This window comes from Bradyrhizobium sp. UFLA05-108, from assembly GCF_059803455.1.
Window position 1 is genome coordinate 13241 of record NZ_JBANAZ010000025.1, and the last position, 17531, is coordinate 30771.

Here is a 17531-nt window from a genome sequence, read left to right on the forward strand (position 1 = left end):
AACGGCGGTGAGCTACCGTCTTATTTCGCCCCTCGTCACCCGAGGTTCGTCTTCGGTCCGACCGTGAGCTACATCACAATTGCACTACAAAAAATGGGCCGATTTGGCCTGGGTGTCCGTAAGATGGCGCCGAACCTCTCGACGCCGATCGCTCAGCTTCTGCTTGAGTAAAGACACCTGCGAGAACCAGGCATAGGCTCCGTGATACTTTAGAAAGAATTCCAGCGGCCAATCGAAGGGATCGACTTTCACGCGCCCCCTGACAAAGCCGGAACTCGTCGTGTCGACAGGATTAGGTACCACGCTGAAAACATAGTCGTAACCCGCGGCCTTGCACAATTCGATTGTTGAGGCGTCATGATCTCCATATGGAAAGGCCAGTAGCCGAACTTGCTGTGCTATCAACTCCTGAAGTTTCAGGCGTGAGCCTTCGATTTCGTCCTTGGCAAGACGCGCATCTATTCGGGAGAGACGCGGATGCGTGCTGGTGTGAGATCCAAGCGTTACGAGCGAGGAAAGCAGTGGTGTTATCTGGTCCGCGGACATCACCGTCTCATCGGCATCAAGGCTACCGGGTTCGACGGGCCACGTTGGACGACTACCCAAGGCCCCCACGGGAACAAAAATCGTAGAATGAAATCCGCGAGCGCGAAGCTCCGGCAAGGCGTGCTCAGCTACGCTGACGTAAGCGTCGTCAAACGTAATTGCGACGTTCGGCTTGCCGCTCGGCAAGTTTCCACGATAAGACGCCGGCAATACCTGTGCTCTGCGCCGGATCGACTCCATTTGGCGCGCGAAATTGGCTCGGTACTGGTGTGGTATCCCATGATAGTACAGGATAATCAGGCTGCGATCCGGTGAACGGCCCATCAATTGAAGTACAAATCGCGAAGATCTTCCTGCGATGTAGTAGAGCAGGCTAATGGCTAGCTTGGCAATCCGCTTGGTGCTTGCCCAAATGGAGATGTTTTTCATCATCACGCGCAGCTACTCACTACATGCGCCAAGCATTTCGCGTGCTCGCGCGGGCCGCCTCTTTGGGCCAGCCACTTGCCTGCAAAATCCCGGTGCCTTGGGTCGCGGCCGCCGGAAAGCTCGTCTGCGTTTCTCATCTTGCCTGAATGCTTTGCCCGAGCCTTTAGCTCATATCCTGTTAAATATTTTAAATCCAGCTTATCTCAGATAAATCGATAAAGCGACGCGGCAAGAAAGCGCGGTCGCCCCCGGCGACCACAGTCATTTGAGTGTCTCAATTGTGCGGCGTCGGACGGAGTTCCCACCGTCATACGCGATGCCTTGCCCAAGACCGCAGAAAACAGATCGCGTGCTGTCTGCTGCCCTCATGGACTTGTACTCGGCCATGATCGCGCTTGGTTCGACCGGAAGACCATAACCGCCGCCTTCGGTTGGATTGTGCGTGTTCGGTCCATCGGACGCGCTCCTCCACCCGACGATAGCTGGACGGTCGATGTAGGCAAGACCCGCAGAATGTTGCCAGCTGCTTCCCCTCACGCGGCCCACCCTGCAACCAAACGGCGATCGGAAAAAAGCCGGGGCGACTGGAACTGCACGAAAGTGTCCAGCATAGCGCTCACGCACGCTGCATACGCGTACCTCGGCCGCGCAGCCGGGGGCTGAACTCCTCGATAGAAGAGGTTCGACTGAATCGTGAACAAGCTGTTTTGGTGAGGCCCTCTCGGCGGCGCCGGCGCCGGAACAGCCAACGTTAAATCCACAAATGCGACAGATGGGTAACCTCGAGAGAACACGTTACATTTCCTCAAGCCCCTCCCAACCCATTGAAATATTTTCCTATTTAACAACTGAAGCGAACCTGCACTCACCTTGACTCACGACTCTCCATCATTAAATGGCATGCCATTTAAAATGCATTGAAGAATAATTATTAAATGCGATAATATTCGCCGAAGTCACCGCCAGGAGCCGCAATCAGCGGATTGCACGTTGAAGGCTATCTCAACATCAGTGCCTCAATGTGACCGTGAGAAACATGCGCCTCAATGCCATGACCTGGAATGGCGTTTTGCGCCCAAGGGGACGTCGTGAAGCACAATACCGCTACCTGTCACACTACCACCACCCCCTCGTTTACGATCGGATATAATGAAGGTCCGGTAGGCGATGTCTGGCTGCACGACAATCGCTCCACCCGCGGTGGCTACGCCGTACGCCATGATGGACGTGGTCAAATCCGATGACCAACATCAGGATCACGAGTAATCGCATTGGTGCCTGCGGATATACCGCGTTCGACGGGATCTGCGCGCCAACATTAACAAGCAATGCCGATGACGCCACCAGATCCCTGCTGACTCGACGCCCCGGCGTTCCCAACAGGCGGACACTATAGTCCCCGTGGGACTGTCTATCGGAGCCGATCAGATGCCCAGATATTCAATAGCTTCCGGTAAACTCCGGCGTCGTCACGTCCCCGCTTTTCAGGTCGACAGCCCCTTACACAACGAGCAAGAACAAGTCGGCTCGTATCCGGCCGGACGGAAAAAATTAAGCTTGCCCGTACTTCTGTTCTTTCTTGGCCTCCTCTGGCCGTGCCAAATTTATATCGGGTCACTGCGACTGTCGCTCTATCGTATCGTCCTTCTCGTGATGATTTTGCCTTGCTTGAGCAAATTTGTCGGCGGGAGAGTAGGTATAAGGATTTTCGACGTCGCAGTGCTGTTGTTCTCCTTCTGGCGTGTCCTCGGCTTAATCGTTGTTAATGGAATAGAACCGTCCAGCCAAACGTTCGGAATTGAGTGGATCGAAACCATCGGACCCTATCTTTTGGCGCGCTGCTTCATCCGTGACGCGGACGACTTCTACAACATGGTCCAGCTCCTGTTCAGGCTCGTGCTCGTCCTAATGCCGTTCGCCATTATCGAGCTTGTTTCTGGGCACAACATTTTGCGCGAATTGTTTGCGATGATCTGCCCAACGCCCTTGTTTAGTCCGGAGCAACGATCTGGGTTAACTCGCGTTCAGTCGGTTTTTGATCATCCAATTCTTTTTGGCGTGTTTGCGGCCAGCGTGCTTGCCCCGGTTTACTTGGTTCTCGGCTACAAGACGAGCTCCCTTCAGCGCTACCTCATGACTGCGGCCGTAGCGGCTACTGCGAGCATGTCGTTGTCCGCCGGACCCTTAATGGCCATTGTCGCCCAGGGGCTCCTGCTGGTATGGAACTCGCTGCTAAAGGGCGTTAAGGCCCGATGGAAAATTCTGATCGGCCTTTTGGCCGTAGCCACCACTTTGATTGAAGTTGTGGCCAACCGATCCTTGCCGTCAATTGTCTCCGGGTATCTCACATTTGATCCTCAGTCATATTATTTTCGGCTGCTGATATGGGACTACGGGTCGGCGGTAGCCCTAGATCATCCCGTTTTCGGCATTGGCCTGAGCGATTGGGAACGCCCCAATTGGATGGGGCCAAGCATTGACAATTTTTGGCTCGTCTTGGCAATGCGCTCCGGCTTGCCGGCGCCAGTTCTCCTGCATCTGGCCATTTTGTTGATCTTCCTTACCGTAGGTTTCAAGAAGGGTCTCGATGGGAAGATGACAGCATATCGAACGGCTTTTCTGATCGCCATGACCGGGATTTACCTGGTCGGTTGGACCGTCCATTTCTGGGACACCGCATATGTTGCTTTTCTATTTCTAATGGGGAGCGGCGCCTGGGTGCTCGACGCAGAGGCCAAGGAGAGAGCCGGCTTGCGTTTGCCCGCACGGAACGTACGTTACGGGGTACTGGCTGAATAGTTCGACAACTTACACATGTACCTTGGTCGTCGAAAAAGCGCATGGAACGCTGACGTTTAGCTTTGCAGTTTTCCAATTCTCTCAGCAGCCGTCCGGGTCGGAGTACGCGATCCGAGAAGTGGCTTAAGCGATTCGATGCAGCGCTCAGCCCACTTCGACACCGTCTTCTTCTTGCTCAACACCGGGCCCTCGACAAAGATCCAAGAGGCGTAGGCCAGGACTAGGGTGACGAGGAAGACAACCGCAGCGCCAATCCACCATGTATGCATATTCGGAAATGTTAGACTGAACGCAAGCAGGACCGGTGCATGAATCAAATACACGCCATAGGAAAGGTCATGTTTTAGCGAGACCTTCCCGGGCAGAGCGGAAAGTCCGCAAAACATCATCAGGTACGGCAGGCAGATTGGCATGACGAAGGGTCCTCCGCCGAGGGGCAATGCCCCGACGAGTACGACCAACGTGGTACACGCCAACACGGGGGAGAACGGAATGCGCGCGCGAAACAGGTATAGCACGACGCCGCATCCGAAATAGACGAATAGGCTCACGAAGATCGGAAAACGGCCGCCTAAGGCGGCGGCGAATGACGGACTGAGCGCGATCGCGATGGAGATTGCATAGGACGCGCACCAAAACACCAAAACGAGCCTGCGTCGTTTCAACAGGCCAAGGACACCGAAGAGGCCCAGGAGCATATAGCAGAGAACTTCGAAATGCAGGGTCCAAAGCGCGCCATTGATGCTCGCCGGGGTTCCGTCGCTCGCGACCACGCCGGGCAAATAGTTCACCATCAGGGTCAAGATGTTCTTGGCGTAGAGGTACGTCTGAGGATCTCTGAAGTAGGACGTCAGAGAATGCGTTGTGAGGATTGGACCAAGTACCAGCATCGTCAGTACGACGTTGACGATCAGACCAGGAAATATCCGAAGGCTCCGATGCAGTGCGTAGTACACAACGCTCGCCGTGCGCAGCAAGCCGGGAGTCACCAGGAAGCCGCTGATGGCGAAAAAGATGACCACAGCGAAGCGGCCGAAATCCATGTACCCCGCGCTATAATGCAATAGAGGATCGTCTCGGACATCGGGATATTGAAGCCCGCGGCAGTGATGGAGGAGCACGATAATTGCCGCGACAAGCCGCACGTGATCGAAACCAGGCCCTCTGAAAGAGGTCAGAACCAATCTGTCCTCGATGGTCAAGCGCGCACCTCTTCTACCAGGTCGATGATCGGCGCGGGAGCGCACCCTGCCATTTCAATGTCAGTTGCCCTGCGCTGAGGGCTTGCCGAAGTCGAGGCCATTTCGAACTTCTCAAATGGGCCGTTCGGATCCCAGACCGAGCAGAGTTCCTCGAAGGCCGGCGGCCGGCAAAATAGACAAGTAACGATATTAATATTAAACATATTAATACGCGCCTCCCCCGCGAGACAAGGATATTAACTAGTGAGGGGCCCGATCGTTTTCCCGCCGATTGAGGGACGGTCTCCTCGATCGGAATTTGCGAAGATGTTTCAGTGCCATACAACGATCCCGGCTTTGAAAGCCGGTTTTTTCCTGCCATCATCGAAATGGTAATATACCGAGATATCAAATAAATTTAAATATCACACGCTAGATAATTGGATCGGTCTCGACCATTATAGCGGAAATCCACGGTGCGCCTGCCGCCTGCGAATGTGCTGCGCGGGGCGACCGAGAGGGGCCGCCGTGAAGCCGAGCCGAACGAGTTCGCATGAAGTTGGATCGCCGTGCTTGCCGATTTCTTGGTTTGCATCAGTTCGAGCATGACCGCGAACTGAGAGACAGGACAATGACGATTCGTACCGCCCTAGTGCAGTTGCCCAATGTTGGATCTCTCCGAGGAGAGAAATGAAAGATCTCAAGGAACGAGCAGTTCGCGGTGGCTTGGCCAGGCTCTGCGGCCAAGCAGCAAATCTGGTCCTTCGCCTCAGCTTCATGATGATTATGGCGCGATTGCTGGATCCGGAGGAGTTCGGATTGGTGGCTATGGCGACCATCTTAACGGGGTTTTTCGAAATCTTTAGGACAGCCGGCCTTTCGTCGGCCACGATCCAAAAGGCCAGCATCACCGGCGAACAGATTTCGACACTGTTTTGGATCAATATCCTTGTTGGGACGGTACTCTGTCTTCTGTGCTCAGCGACAGCTCCGGTTCTCGTTTCCTTCTATCACGAACCCCGGCTTTTCTGGGTTACCGTGACCCTAAGTGTGGGCTTTGTGTTCAGCGCGGGCGGAGTGCAGCATTCTGCGCTGCTCCAACGCCAATTGCGTTACGTCGCCCTTGCCATAGCTGAAACACTTTCCCTACTGGCAAGCTTCGCGCTCGGATTAATCATGGCGTTCGGTGCATTCGGGTATTGGGCTCTCGTCGTTTCAACGATTGCCGCGCCGGCCATCAATACCGCCTTGATGTGGGCGAGCACTGGCTGGATGCCGGGCATGCCGCGCCGCAACGCTGGGATCTACCAGATGCTACGCTTTGGTGGCACAATCACTCTGAACAACCTGGTGATGTATTTCGCTTATAATCTTGACAAACTGCTTTTGGGCCGCTTCTGGGGCGCCGATGCGCTCGGACTCTATGGAAGAGCGTACCAACTCATCAATGTACCAACCAGCAATCTCCATACGGCAGTCGGTGGTGTCGTGTTTTCCGCAATATCGCGGCTCCACGATGACCCAGTACGTCTCAGGAATTACTTTCTGAAGGGCTACTCCCTTGTCTCCTCGTTAACCGTGCCTGTTTCCGTTTTCGGAGCCTTTTTTGCAGACGACATAGTCGTTGTTGCTCTTGGACCGAAGTGGACGGATGCGACAACGATGTTTCGCTTGTTGACTCCGACCATCTTCGTGCTCGGCGTTATCAATCCTACAGGCTGGCTCATCCAATCCGTTGGGCTGCAGGTACGAAGTTTAAGAATTGCCTTTGTCATCGCTCCACTCGTCATGACCGCATATCTGATTGGACTGCCTTATGGTCCCAATGGCGTCGCGCTCGCCTTTTCGGCTGCGATGACCGTGTGGCTGGTGCCGCATGTTTTCTGGTCGCTGCACAATACAGTGGTTTCCCCTTGGGACGTGTTACTAGCGACATGCCGGCCGTTCCTTGCGAGCATCGTGGCCGCCGCCTTTGCCCTTGGCATTGAATTCTATATGATGAATCTAGGCTACTTGCAGTCGCCGCTCTTGCGGCTTCTGACGGCAAGCGTTGTCATGGTCATATTTTATCTTGTGATCTTCTTGTTCGCCTTGGGGCAAAAGACGCTCTATTTCGACCTTCTGAGGGGATTGAAAGGCTCTACTCCTTCGGCCAAGACTCCAACTGAGGCTGGTTTCATGGACTCCGAAACAACGAACAAACATCTATGCACGTAGCGCGCCTCATTCCGCCAGTATTGTGACTCCATAGGAACTCCGGTGACCACGAACTCTCCCAAGTTTTCGGTCGGGCTCGCTGTACGTAATGGCCGACACTCCGTCGGACGCTGCATCGAATCGATCCTGTCTCAGGACTTTACTGATTTTGAACTCGTCATCAGCGATAACGCCTCGGATGACGGAACGACGCGAATGCTCGAGGAATACGCGTGCGCCGATCCGCGTCTTAGGATCAACGTTAATCAGACCAACATCGGTTTGCACGAGAACATGCGGCGTGCCCTCGACCTTTCCCGAGGGACCTTCTTCCGCTGGATCAGTGCCGATGATTGGCTCGAACCGAGTTGCCTTTCCACTTGCGTTCGTGCGCTTGAGAGCCGCCCCGACGCGACCGGTGTAACCACGTGGTTCACGATACACACGCCTGGCCGGCCGCCCCGATACGAAGAGTATCGGGGCGAGGTCCCGGACTCGCCGGATCCGGCTCAGCGTTTCGAGCGCATGTTGTGGTTCTTCCACGCCGGAGACGCGAAATACGATCCGGTGTATGGCGTCTATCGCCGGGATTGCCTCATTCGAACTCCCTTTCCCCATCCCTCGGAGCGGACCGACTGGTTGATTAGCGCCGAACTCGCGCTCCTTGGCCCTGTCATCCACGTGCAGGAGCGGCTTGCAAACCGCACACGCGAATATCCCCGTAGCGTCGATCAAGCGGCCTTCAGGCGCCGTCTCGACCCCGTACTGGCAGAACAGCTGAGGACCTCCCCACGCCGCCTGTACCGCGAATTGTATGCCCTCGCCGTTGCAGCGGATCTCTCCGATGCGCAGCTGCGACGTTGCAAATCGGCGCTTCGGCGCTTCTGGATCAAAGAGCAGATCCGCCTGGCGCGCTCAGGAATCTCCCAGGGGCGACATCGAATATTCCGACAATTGCTGCCACTTTACTGAAAGTCCAGCACAATTAAATGAAAGACGTTTGGTGAGTTTTTTCAAGACTTCCTGCCACAATCATTGATGCCGTGAGCCAGACCGAGGGAAACGGGCCACTGGAATTTTGATCCAACCTCAGCAGAGAGTTTATAGATGAAGCGCATTAAGGACCGGCTGATCGGAAGAGCGCATAAACTTGTCAACCGCCTAGTCGACTCTATCGTGAGGCCGATAATCGGCGAATTGCGCAGAGCAAATTTGCCGCTCCAAAATTCAATCATCGCTAATCCGCTTCTGGCTTATGGACGGCGACACTTTTCCCAAAATGACGAAGACGGAATCTTACTGGAGATTCTGCGTCGAATTGATATCACCCAACGCTCAACCTTTCTTGAATTAGGTGTAGGTGACGGGACAGAAAACAACACGATTATTTTGCTTGCACTGGGATGGCGCGGTATTTGGATCGGTGGAGAGGACCTTGCGTTTCAACTGCCTATAGATGGCGCGCGTCTCGTGTTCTTGCAGCGCTGGATCACAAAGGATAACGTTGCCGCGTTGGTAGACGAAGGTCTTGCGGCACTGCGCAAAAGTTTACCGGACATCCGCGTAGCCGTGGTCGACTTGGATGGAAATGACGGACACATCCTGAGAGCGCTTCTCGCTCTAGGCCTCGCACCCGATGTATTCATCGTCGAATACAACGCAAAATTTCCTCCGGGAGTTGAATTTGAAATGCCATACGATAAAGACCATCGTTCGCAAGGTGACGATTATTTTGGCGTCTCCCTTCAAAGTTGGGTAAGAATATTTTCACCGGCAGGCTATGCACTAGTTGGCTGCAACGACAACGGAGTGAATGCATTTTTCGTGAAGACAGCACATATGCCGCGGTTCGCAGACGTCCCAACCAATATTGAAGTCCTTTACAGAAACGGTTCCTACTATCGTTACCCCACCACGGGCCATGCAACGTCGCCAAAGACCGTCCGCTATATGGCAATGTCGCAAGATTGACCGAAACACGTCGTCGCCTTTTGCACTTTGCCACGATGCGACTACTATGGCGTGCCCGAACGCGACAATACCATAATGACCGCAAGAGTTGCGAGCATTGGCGCTTTCAAAGCGGATCCGGAGTCCTTCGCCGTTTGTCACTGTCGACCAACATCAAAGAAACGTGGCTATCCTTCCGAGAGAGAGAGATGATCTTTAAGGGTTGTGAGAGTTTCTTTGATCCGAGTTCGCATCCTACTTAAAGTCCTGCGCAGTATCTTATCCATCACAATCGGAGCGCGTGGCCGCGCAGCCGTTGCAGGTTGGCCCGGGCCTCCCGGCACGACGGCACGGACAGATCATCCCGATCAGCTGCTTTGCCTGGTAGCTCACCCAGCTCTTGCCGCACCCGATGTCGACGAACGCGTCCGAGGCCGTCAGGTGCAGATGCCGCGGGACCGCACGGATTGTCGGCATGGCGGGATGGTCAATGGCTATAAGGCCGCGAGAGGAGATACCCCGCCGCAGCTCCCATCAGAGATTTTCGAACTGCAGCAAAAGCCAGCGGGGCCACGACGAGGAAAGCTTGTTTTATCGTCGGGCTTACAATGTGCGGTGCCGGGCCGCGGAAATCCAACCGGACCTTCGCGCGGTCTTTTGCCACACGCCACGAACATCACGGCGGTATGACCGCTCCAGTCTCATGCCAAACGTTGCCGGACCATAGGAAACCCGGCGCCTTGCGGTTGAAGCCGGAGTGCGTTCCATATGCTCCACACCTCGGATAATAGCGTCTCGAGAAGCGATTGTTGGTGACGTGGACGTTGACCGGAGACGCGCCGTGCTGTGACGGGCCATATATGGTATAACTGCCACCGAAGAAGAGATTGCCGTCAATGGTCATGTCGTATTGGCCTTCGGACAAGGCGAGGCATGAGCTAGCCCCTTGCCAGTGAGTAGGCGAGAAGGCGCCGCCCGTCTCGATGCCGACAATGGTGTTATGGATCACTCGGAGGCCGCCCGTATGATCCCAGCCATACGTTTGCAGGCCGTCGTCGTGATCTTCGCCCCAATCGGCAAAGTCGTGGATGTAGTTATCGTGCATGTAGAGTGAGCCGCCGCCGTCGACTCCGTTTTCGCAGCCATAGATTTCGCAGAACCCGACTTCGATGGCATTGTATACACCATCCAGCAAGAGGGAAGCGTCGCGGTTATCCTTAACCGGCACGCCATAGAGCCTGCAATTCAGAACCTTGAGATCCTTGTTGCCGAGCTCGCCTGGCACACCAACGCACCAAAGCTGGCCGGAGCCGTTGACGATGCAATTCTGGACCGTAACGTTATTGGCGTGGACCACAATCGCCCCGGTCACACGCAGCCCGCTGACCACAGCGTTGTCTGTGCGGACCTCGTAATTGCCCATGTGGTCCTGAAATATCGTTTGAGCGACCGGTCCCGTATTAGTTTCATCGGGAAAGCCGGAAAACTGCGTAGCAGGGGCTGGCACGGGAGATTGTGCTATGCCAGCCGTGACAACGGACATCGCGCCGGAGAGGAGACCAGTCGTCAGCACGCGTCTATTGATTTTGTCCATGGCGTTCGGGCACGCGTTCGAGAACGTCGCGAAATATGATCGGATCTACGATACCGGCGGGTCCAGTCAACGCGTTCTCATTTCCTCCGAACGGACTGACTGGCCATTCACCACAGAACTAGCTCTCCGTGGACTGATCATTCGTACGGACGAGCGGCTTGTAAATCGCGCGCGCGTACCCAAATCGATCAAGCCGCGTCCAGGCGGCGCCTCGATCCTGCGCGGGACTAAAGACCTCACCGGGGCGCATGTATCGCGAGTTGTATGCCCTCCCGGTTTCAGCGGATCTCTCGGACGCGCAGTTGAGCCATTGCAGGTGAGCACTTCGACCATCGGACGTGCGGCATCGAACATTCAGAAACCGACATCCAAAACAGGTCGCTCTGCATTCACCGGCGATTTGACTCCGCGACTCGGCGGACCCATGCCTCGCGCCAAAAGGGATAGATCTGACGTGGGCAGAACCAACAGCCGGGGGTGCGCTCGCCAGAACAGACGGCGCCCTCAAGGATGAGGCAGTCCTTGATCTTGAGCATGCGACCAGTCTTGTCATCCACAATACGTCGCACCTTGTCCCTAATGCGAAACGTTCGGCCGCAATAGGGAAGCATCTCACGGTCGAAGGAAAGCCCGAGATTCAGACCACTCTCGTCAAGTGTGGCCGCAATCTCGGTTGGCGACCGCACTTGCACGAGATCACCGGGCTGGAGATCACTTGACGCTCCCCCTTTGGTACAATTTCCTGGGCCTCGCAACGGTAGCGGCCGGAGCAGGCCAACACGACGTGCAAGCTCCAAGATAAGCCCCCGCACTAAAAGGCGGACGAAATGCAGAGAGCCAAAATTGCCGTTCGTCAATTCACGCCAGTACTGTGGAAGATAAGACTTTTTCAGCTCCGTGGTGGCTTTGAAGGCATCGGTTGCCTGACAGCGCCACACCTCGGATCGCTGGCCTTCGATCTCGCGCACTGTACGCGTTCCCGCCTGCGTGAGACGATCAAGCTTGGCGGCGGCCTCATGGCTCTCATCGACTACACCTGACTTTTCATCAACGCGACGAAGCCAAGCGTCCTTCCAATAAAACAAGCAGCCGGCCTGGCAGCCATCGTGACCTGCCCCGTCGCAGCGGGGACTGTCGAGATAGACCGTGTCGGACATGCGACGGCTTCCGGTTGACGCGATCGTGTCACAAATCCTGTCCACACGTCGAGTTACCGTGAAGCGTCGTCCCGCATAACGGGCCATCTCAGGCATGAACGGCAGTTTCTCAAGAGCGGCATCACTGTCCAACGTCGCGAGAATCTCCGCCGCGGACCGGACCTCAACAACATCGCCTGGGCGCAACGGACGCTTATCTGCAGATGACATGGTGTGTGCCTTGCAACAAATTGATCATTTAATATAGCCCTATTATATTTATTATTCCATGACAACATCAATTGTGATGTCCGTGCCGTTACCCAGCACCACGAGGCGCCGCTATTCCAGCCAAAGATCGAGCTCACCCGACCGGAAAATACTCAATAAGAACAACATCAATCTGTCTGACTGACCCAAAGACCCCTTGCATGCGCGACTGAGGTTAACATAATTTTCAACAAGACTAATTTAAATATTGATTTATTTAAACATTGATTTATACCACCTCCATCGGGATCTATTAAATCGGCAATCGAGGAGACGCGCCTCATGAATAACACCGTTTTCTTCGACTCGAACGTTTCCGACGATATCCGACGCCAGCAACTGTACGATGGGCAACTCTTCGTTTACGGCGCCCGGCCGAGCGTTCTTGCTCTAACCAACTTTGCGAGGTCGATGATCGAAGACGCGTTCGGCGGGCTCGATCCGAGAACCGCTCAAAAGAACATGGAAGTCGAGCGTTACGCGGACATTCTCGGAAAGTTGAAACCAGCCTTCATTCACCATCCGGAATCGAAGCGTCACCTCAAGGCGGTTTTGGAAGATTTCGGCTGCGATTCGGAGAAGACCTTCTTCGACGTACCTCGAATGCGCAGCTCCACGAGCGATAACTATCTCACGACCGGTATTGCACTCGCCTGGCACGCTCACCGAGATACCTGGTATTCGGCTCCCCCCTGCCAGATCAACTGGTGGCTGCCGATCTATGATATCGAATCGAACAACGCCATGGCATTTCACCCGCGGTATTGGACGAAGCCCGTAAAGAACAGCTCTTCCGACTATAACTACTATGTATGGAACAAGATGCATCGCGGGGAAAGCATTGCGAAGCTCATCAAGAGTGACCCGCGTCCGCTGCCACGCGCAACCGAACCGATGGAGCTTGACCCCCAGACTCGACTCATTTGCCCTGTGGGCGGCGTCCTGCTGTTCTCCGCGGCGCAAATGCACTCAAGCGTACCCAACACATCGGGCGTAACCCGCTTCAGTATTGACTTCCGGACCGTCCATTTGGACGACGCCGCCGGAAAACGAGGTGCGCCGAATATTGATTCCGCATGCACCGGAACCGTCATGCGGGACTATCTCCGTTGCACAGATCTGTCGCGAATACCCGAGAACGTCATTGCACTCTATGATGATGGCACCGAAGCCGGCGGAGAACTGGTCTACGCTCCGAAGACCGTAGGCGCCGAAAGTCGGGCTTCATAGGATCTGGTGCCGCGCCTCTGATCACTCCAACCGGCAGTGCCGTTTGCCTGCCGGGTCGATTCGTAATAGCAGCCAAGATAGGTTTCGCACCCCGCGGCATTTTCGTAGTGGCACTACAGGCCAAGCCGATTCCGCGGGTCAGATTTCGTATGACGCACCCGCGCCGACGTTGCCTGCTAAAGCGACAGACTTTCTAGCCGAAGAGTTGGTCTCGTGCGCCCGCTCTGTCCGGAGGTGTGGCGAGGCGTGATCTATACCAATCGACCGTGCGCCGCAGGCCCTCGTGCAGCATTGTCGACGGGCTCCAGCCGATCGCTTCGTAGGAAGCAATCAGATCGACTGCCCTTGGCCGCTCAAGAGGTCGATCCGGAACGGCCCCGAACAGCGGTTCGGGGGCACCCGGAATCAATTGTCTCAACTCCTGAACAAGCTCCCGGATCGAGCACTCCTGGCCCGACCCGATGTCAACCGTGCGACCGTTGGCGCCCGATGCGTACGCGCACGCGACAAGGCCGTCGACTACGTCATCGACGCAGATCCAGTCAACAAGCCGAAAACCGCTGCTCAGCTTGGGGCGCTCGCCGCGCAAAAAGGCGGTGGTGACATAAGGGACCAGCTTTGTGAGGTCGGTCTGCCCCGGCCCGTAAACCATCGAGATCTTCGTCATGACGGCCTCGGTCTTGTACAACGCTTCGAACATTCGCGCGTAAGCGGCCGCGGCTCCTTTTGCGGCGGCATATGGCGAACAAGGCACGGAATCCACCTCGTCCGGCTCCTCTAGCGAGCCTGCAAAGACAATCCGGCCGGCGCCGTTCTCAGCGGCAGCAAAAAGAAGATTGAATGCGGTGAGGAAGTTGCTTTGCATGATCGGCAGCACCACGTCGAGGCTGCGCGACCCCGTCACCAGACTAGCAAGGTGATAAGTCTTGTCAGGCAGGACGGTCCGGATCAGCTCTTGCGTTGCCCGCAGGTCGATCAGATCCGCGTTCCACCAACGAATCGTAGCGGCGCGCGGAGCATCGCTCATATCTCCACCAATCGATCGCCACCAGGCCACTACATCGACCGGCGGCTGACGCGAGACCGCGTGCAACTCTACGCCGGAAACCACCAGCCTCCTGCACAGCTGCGCCCCAATGAACCCTCGTGCTCCAGTTACCAGTACCTTTTCCATAGCTGCACCCTGGAGCCTGAGCCGGAAAGTCGAAACCGGTTCCCAAAACGATCATGTTCGAACGAGAGATAGAGCGCGTCGACGAGTCGAAACAACGGCATCCCCACCAATGCAGAAGTTGCTGTGGTCCATCAGATCCGGGCTCAACCTTTGCTCCTTTGCCTGGGTGCCAACCGATCAAGCCAGCGAGAGTTTGCGCGCGATAAACGCCTCCGCATAGCGTTCCTGCGCCCGACACTCCATCCCCCTCAGCCGTGCCAAGCCGAGAAAAGTTTCGGCATCGAACCACTGCTTCGAGCGTTGGCTGCCGAAGTGCGCGACGAGCAAGTCTACTTTGCGCTGAATTGCAGATGCTGACACCGGCACATATAGATTCGGTCTCGCCATATCGCCATCCCACTTGGGTATCTCGTACTCTAGGATGAGATGGCCTCGGAAAGTATTCCAGGCAAGACGAGCGAGCTGACGATGGTCCTGATGTGCGTCGTCGCTGCGGTGCGTGAGGATGACATCGGGATCAACTCGGTCTTTCAATTCCTCGAACCAGACCTTGATCTTCTCACCCTGCTCAGGGAAGAAGCCGTCTCGAAAGGCCATGACCTCGATCTTGCTGCTCGCGGCCTCCCGCAGAAAATCACTGGCGGACGCTATCGCCTCCTGTTCCCGCTCGCCAGCACCGCTGAGAACGCACCAATGAACGTCGAGGCGAATGCCTTGGTCCAGCCAGCTAAGCAGTGTTGCTCCCGCACCAATTTCGATATCGTCAGAGTGCGCCCCCAAGCATAGCACCGATAGCCGATCACCCCGTCCAGCGATCTGAAGCGTCTTCACGAATTCACCGCGACCGCAACCTGGTTGCTGAGCTGCCACGGCGTATCGCCACGCTCGATCATCTCCTCGAGGACCTGCCTGTCCCTGAGCGTATCCATGGCGCGCCAAAATCCTTCATACCTGTATGCCATCAGCTCGCCGCGCTCGATAAGGCGCTTGAATGGCTGAACTACCAACTCGTCCCCTTCCCGGATGTGGTCGAATATCTCTTTGCGGAAAATGAAATATCCGCCATTGATCCAGATCTCGGATTCCTGACTCGCACGTATCTGCTGAACGGTGCCATTCTCATCAAATTCAGCAAGGTGAAATGTGATTGGCGGGTGTATGGCGATGAAGCAGCCAATCTTGCCGCTCTTCCGGAAGCTATCGATCATGTGCGGGAGCGGTGCGTCGGTCAGTCCATCGCTGTAATTGGCGAGAAACATTTCCTCGTCCTCGACCAGATGGCGGACCGCAAGCAGACGCTGACCAATGTTGCGCCATATTCCCGTGTCCACGAGTGACACGCGCCAATCTGGCGGCCGGGCGCCCAGCAATTCGACCTTCTTGCCAAAATGGGAGATTACGCAGTCAGTATTTGCCGCCTGCTTATAGTTCAGAAAATAGTCCTTCACCACGTTTGCTTTATAGCCAAGACACAGAACGAAATCCCGATGTCCATACTGGCTGTAGTATTGCATGACATGCCAGAGGATCGGCTGATGACCGATCGGTATCATCGGCTTCGGGATACTCTCCGAATACTCACGGATCCGGGTACCAAGTCCTCCGCAGAACAGAACTACCTTCATGGCGCAAACTCTCGCGGATCGATAACCTCTACATTCGGAATGGGCACCACCAACTTGCAGCCCCAAGAGCTCACGTGACGCATCTGTCCGACGATTTCGCTCTTCAAATTCCACGGCAAGATCAAGAGATAGTCTGGCCGCGCCTCGTCGATCGCGGAAACCGGACGAATCGGAATGTGCATTCCGGGCGTGTAGCGTCCATGCTTGTAGGGATTGCGGTCGACGGTAAAGTCGAGAAAATCTGTGCCGATCCCGCAGTAGTTGAGCAACGTGTTGCCTTTGCCAGGGGCGCCATACCCGCAGATCTTTGCACCCTTCTCCTTGCACTCGATCAGAAATGACAGGAGCTGGCGCTTGGTGCGATGAACATTTGCAGCGAATCTGGCGTAGCTCGCAATGTCCTCAAGTCCAATTTCTCGCTCGCGAGCGAGCAAGCCATCAACCTGCGGAGCTATCGCGTGTCTGCTGTCCTGATGGCACAGATACACACGTAGCGATCCTCCGTGTGTTGCAAGTTGTTCGACATCAAATATTTTCAGGCCGTGCCTGCGCGCAAGGCGATCGATGGTGACGAGCGAAAAATACGAGAAATGCTCATGGTAAATGGTGTCAAACTGGTTTTCCTCGATCAAGCGCTCAAGATGTGGGAATTCAAGTGTGACAACTCCATTCGCCGCCAGAAGATGAGCCATTCCGGCCGTGAAGTCGTTGAGATCGGGCACCTGCGCCAGCACATTATTACCGATGATGAGATCGGCCTTGCCACCTTCCAACGCAAGGCGCCGGGCAAGATCCAGCCCAAAGAACTCAACCAACGTCGGAACATTCTTTCCCCGAGCGGCCTGGGCCACATTCGCGGCTGGCTCGATTCCGAGAACGGGAATCCCCAACGGCAGAAAGTGTTGAAGCAGGTATCCGTCGTTGCTCGCAATCTCAACTACCCTGCTCTTGGGCCCGAGAGCAAACCGCGCTGCCACCGCTTCGCAATAGCGACGCGCATGCTGAACCCAGGAGGTGGAGTATGAGGAGAAATACGCATACTCCGTAAATATGTGCGCCGGTTTGACGTACTCCTGCAACTGCACCAGGAAGCAGCCGTCGCACACGAGCACGCGTAACGGAAAATAGGGCTCCATCTGATCGAGTTGATCGCCAGGCAAGAAGCTCTCGCACAGCGGCGACATCCCAAGGTCGATGAACGTCGTTGCGAGCTTTGCGCCGCATAGGCGACAACACCCCCGGGGAGACGTATCGATGCTCACTTTCGCGGTTTGGCGTGTCGCCACCTGGATTGATTCTGCTTGACTGGTAAACATCACTATTCGACGCCCTGCTCCAACGCCGGCCTTGAACCTTAAGCCAGAAATGAACACTGTCCTATAATACACACCCGCATTTAAA

13 protein-coding genes are annotated in these 17531 nt (G+C 55.5%); 5 read left to right on the forward strand and 8 right to left on the reverse strand.

The features are described from left to right. Positions 1 to 84: 84 nt before the first annotated feature. Positions 85 to 978, reverse strand: a complete 894-nt coding sequence (locus SO140_RS19450) for a polysaccharide deacetylase family protein (RefSeq protein WP_474799982.1) — start codon at positions 976 to 978, stop codon at positions 85 to 87. 1425 nt (positions 979 to 2403) lie between these two features. Here SO140_RS19450 and SO140_RS19455 point away from each other — a divergent pair. Beyond that, positions 2404 to 3774: an O-antigen ligase family protein gene (locus tag SO140_RS19455; protein WP_498542954.1), complete on the forward strand. Its 1371-nt coding sequence runs from the start codon at positions 2404 to 2406 to the stop codon at positions 3772 to 3774. A 56-nt stretch (positions 3775 to 3830) separates the two neighbouring features. Here SO140_RS19455 and SO140_RS19460 read toward each other — a convergent pair whose 3' ends face one another. After that, entirely contained in the window at positions 3831 to 4976 is a 1146-nt protein-coding gene (locus SO140_RS19460; protein WP_474799956.1) for an acyltransferase family protein, read from the reverse strand. 669 nt (positions 4977 to 5645) lie between these two features. On the opposite strand from SO140_RS19460, the gene SO140_RS19465 reads away from it, so the two are divergent. From SO140_RS19465 to SO140_RS19475, 3 genes are all read left to right on the forward strand, one after another. Continuing rightward, positions 5646 to 7172: a lipopolysaccharide biosynthesis protein gene (locus SO140_RS19465; protein ID WP_474799954.1), complete on the forward strand. Its 1527-nt coding sequence runs from the start codon at positions 5646 to 5648 to the stop codon at positions 7170 to 7172. Between the two features lie 42 nt (positions 7173 to 7214). Further along, positions 7215 to 8123 carry a glycosyltransferase family 2 protein gene (locus SO140_RS19470; protein WP_474799952.1) on the forward strand — a complete coding sequence of 303 codons (909 nt, stop codon included), beginning with the start codon at positions 7215 to 7217 and terminating at the stop codon, positions 8121 to 8123. Between the two features lie 135 nt (positions 8124 to 8258). Beyond that, entirely contained in the window at positions 8259 to 9122 is an 864-nt protein-coding gene (locus tag SO140_RS19475; protein WP_474799950.1) for a hypothetical protein, read from the forward strand. A 655-nt stretch (positions 9123 to 9777) separates the two neighbouring features. Here SO140_RS19475 and SO140_RS19480 read toward each other — a convergent pair. Further along, complete coding sequence (locus SO140_RS19480; protein WP_474799948.1) at positions 9778 to 10695, reverse strand: hypothetical protein; 918 nt, start codon at positions 10693 to 10695, stop codon at positions 9778 to 9780. A 389-nt stretch (positions 10696 to 11084) separates the two neighbouring features. After that, positions 11085 to 11852: a hypothetical protein gene (locus tag SO140_RS19485; RefSeq protein ID WP_474799947.1), complete on the reverse strand. Its 768-nt coding sequence runs from the start codon at positions 11850 to 11852 to the stop codon at positions 11085 to 11087. 531 nt (positions 11853 to 12383) lie between these two features. Here SO140_RS19485 and SO140_RS19490 point away from each other — a divergent pair. Then, positions 12384 to 13331 (forward strand): 2OG-Fe(II) oxygenase family protein, encoded by a 948-nt coding sequence (locus tag SO140_RS19490; protein ID WP_474799945.1) that lies wholly within the window; start codon positions 12384 to 12386, stop codon positions 13329 to 13331. 193 nt (positions 13332 to 13524) lie between these two features. Here the strand turns inward: SO140_RS19490 and SO140_RS19495 are convergent, their stop codons facing one another. The 4 genes from SO140_RS19495 to SO140_RS19510 form a co-directional block, all read right to left on the reverse strand. Next, on the reverse strand, positions 13525 to 14505 hold the full coding sequence (locus SO140_RS19495; protein WP_474799943.1) for an NAD-dependent epimerase/dehydratase family protein: 981 nt from the start codon (positions 14503 to 14505) through the stop codon (positions 13525 to 13527). 177 nt (positions 14506 to 14682) lie between these two features. Beyond that, positions 14683 to 15336: a PIG-L deacetylase family protein gene (locus SO140_RS19500; RefSeq protein WP_474799941.1), complete on the reverse strand. Its 654-nt coding sequence runs from the start codon at positions 15334 to 15336 to the stop codon at positions 14683 to 14685. Continuing rightward, positions 15333 to 16130 carry a glucose-1-phosphate cytidylyltransferase gene (locus SO140_RS19505; protein ID WP_449383050.1) on the reverse strand — a complete coding sequence of 266 codons (798 nt, stop codon included), beginning with the start codon at positions 16128 to 16130 and terminating at the stop codon, positions 15333 to 15335. The genes SO140_RS19500 and SO140_RS19505 overlap by 4 nt, the downstream gene beginning before the upstream one ends. Further along, positions 16127 to 17446: a methyltransferase domain-containing protein gene (locus SO140_RS19510; RefSeq protein ID WP_474799980.1), complete on the reverse strand. Its 1320-nt coding sequence runs from the start codon at positions 17444 to 17446 to the stop codon at positions 16127 to 16129. Before SO140_RS19510 ends, SO140_RS19505 begins: the two co-directional genes overlap by 4 nt. Positions 17447 to 17531 lie beyond the last annotated feature (85 nt).

What these genes read in the sequence shown, in the direction of transcription:
- SO140_RS19505 (WP_449383050.1), bottom strand. Translation starts at nt 16,130, where the DNA reads ATGAAGGTAGTTCTGTTCTGCGGAGGACTTGGTACCCGGATCCGTGAG.
- SO140_RS19465 (WP_474799954.1), top strand. Translation starts at nt 5,646, where the DNA reads ATGAAAGATCTCAAGGAACGAGCAGTTCGCGGTGGCTTGGCCAGGCTC.
- SO140_RS19450 (WP_474799982.1), bottom strand. Translation starts at nt 978, where the DNA reads ATGATGAAAAACATCTCCATTTGGGCAAGCACCAAGCGGATTGCCAAG.
- SO140_RS19490 (WP_474799945.1), top strand. Translation starts at nt 12,384, where the DNA reads ATGAATAACACCGTTTTCTTCGACTCGAACGTTTCCGACGATATCCGA.
- SO140_RS19475 (WP_474799950.1), top strand. Translation starts at nt 8,259, where the DNA reads ATGAAGCGCATTAAGGACCGGCTGATCGGAAGAGCGCATAAACTTGTC.
- SO140_RS19495 (WP_474799943.1), bottom strand. Translation starts at nt 14,505, where the DNA reads ATGGAAAAGGTACTGGTAACTGGAGCACGAGGGTTCATTGGGGCGCAG.
- SO140_RS19455 (WP_498542954.1), top strand. Translation starts at nt 2,404, where the DNA reads ATGCCCAGATATTCAATAGCTTCCGGTAAACTCCGGCGTCGTCACGTC.
- SO140_RS19510 (WP_474799980.1), bottom strand. Translation starts at nt 17,446, where the DNA reads ATGTTTACCAGTCAAGCAGAATCAATCCAGGTGGCGACACGCCAAACC.
- SO140_RS19485 (WP_474799947.1), bottom strand. Translation starts at nt 11,852, where the DNA reads ATGTCCGACACGGTCTATCTCGACAGTCCCCGCTGCGACGGGGCAGGT.
- SO140_RS19480 (WP_474799948.1), bottom strand. Translation starts at nt 10,695, where the DNA reads ATGGACAAAATCAATAGACGCGTGCTGACGACTGGTCTCCTCTCCGGC.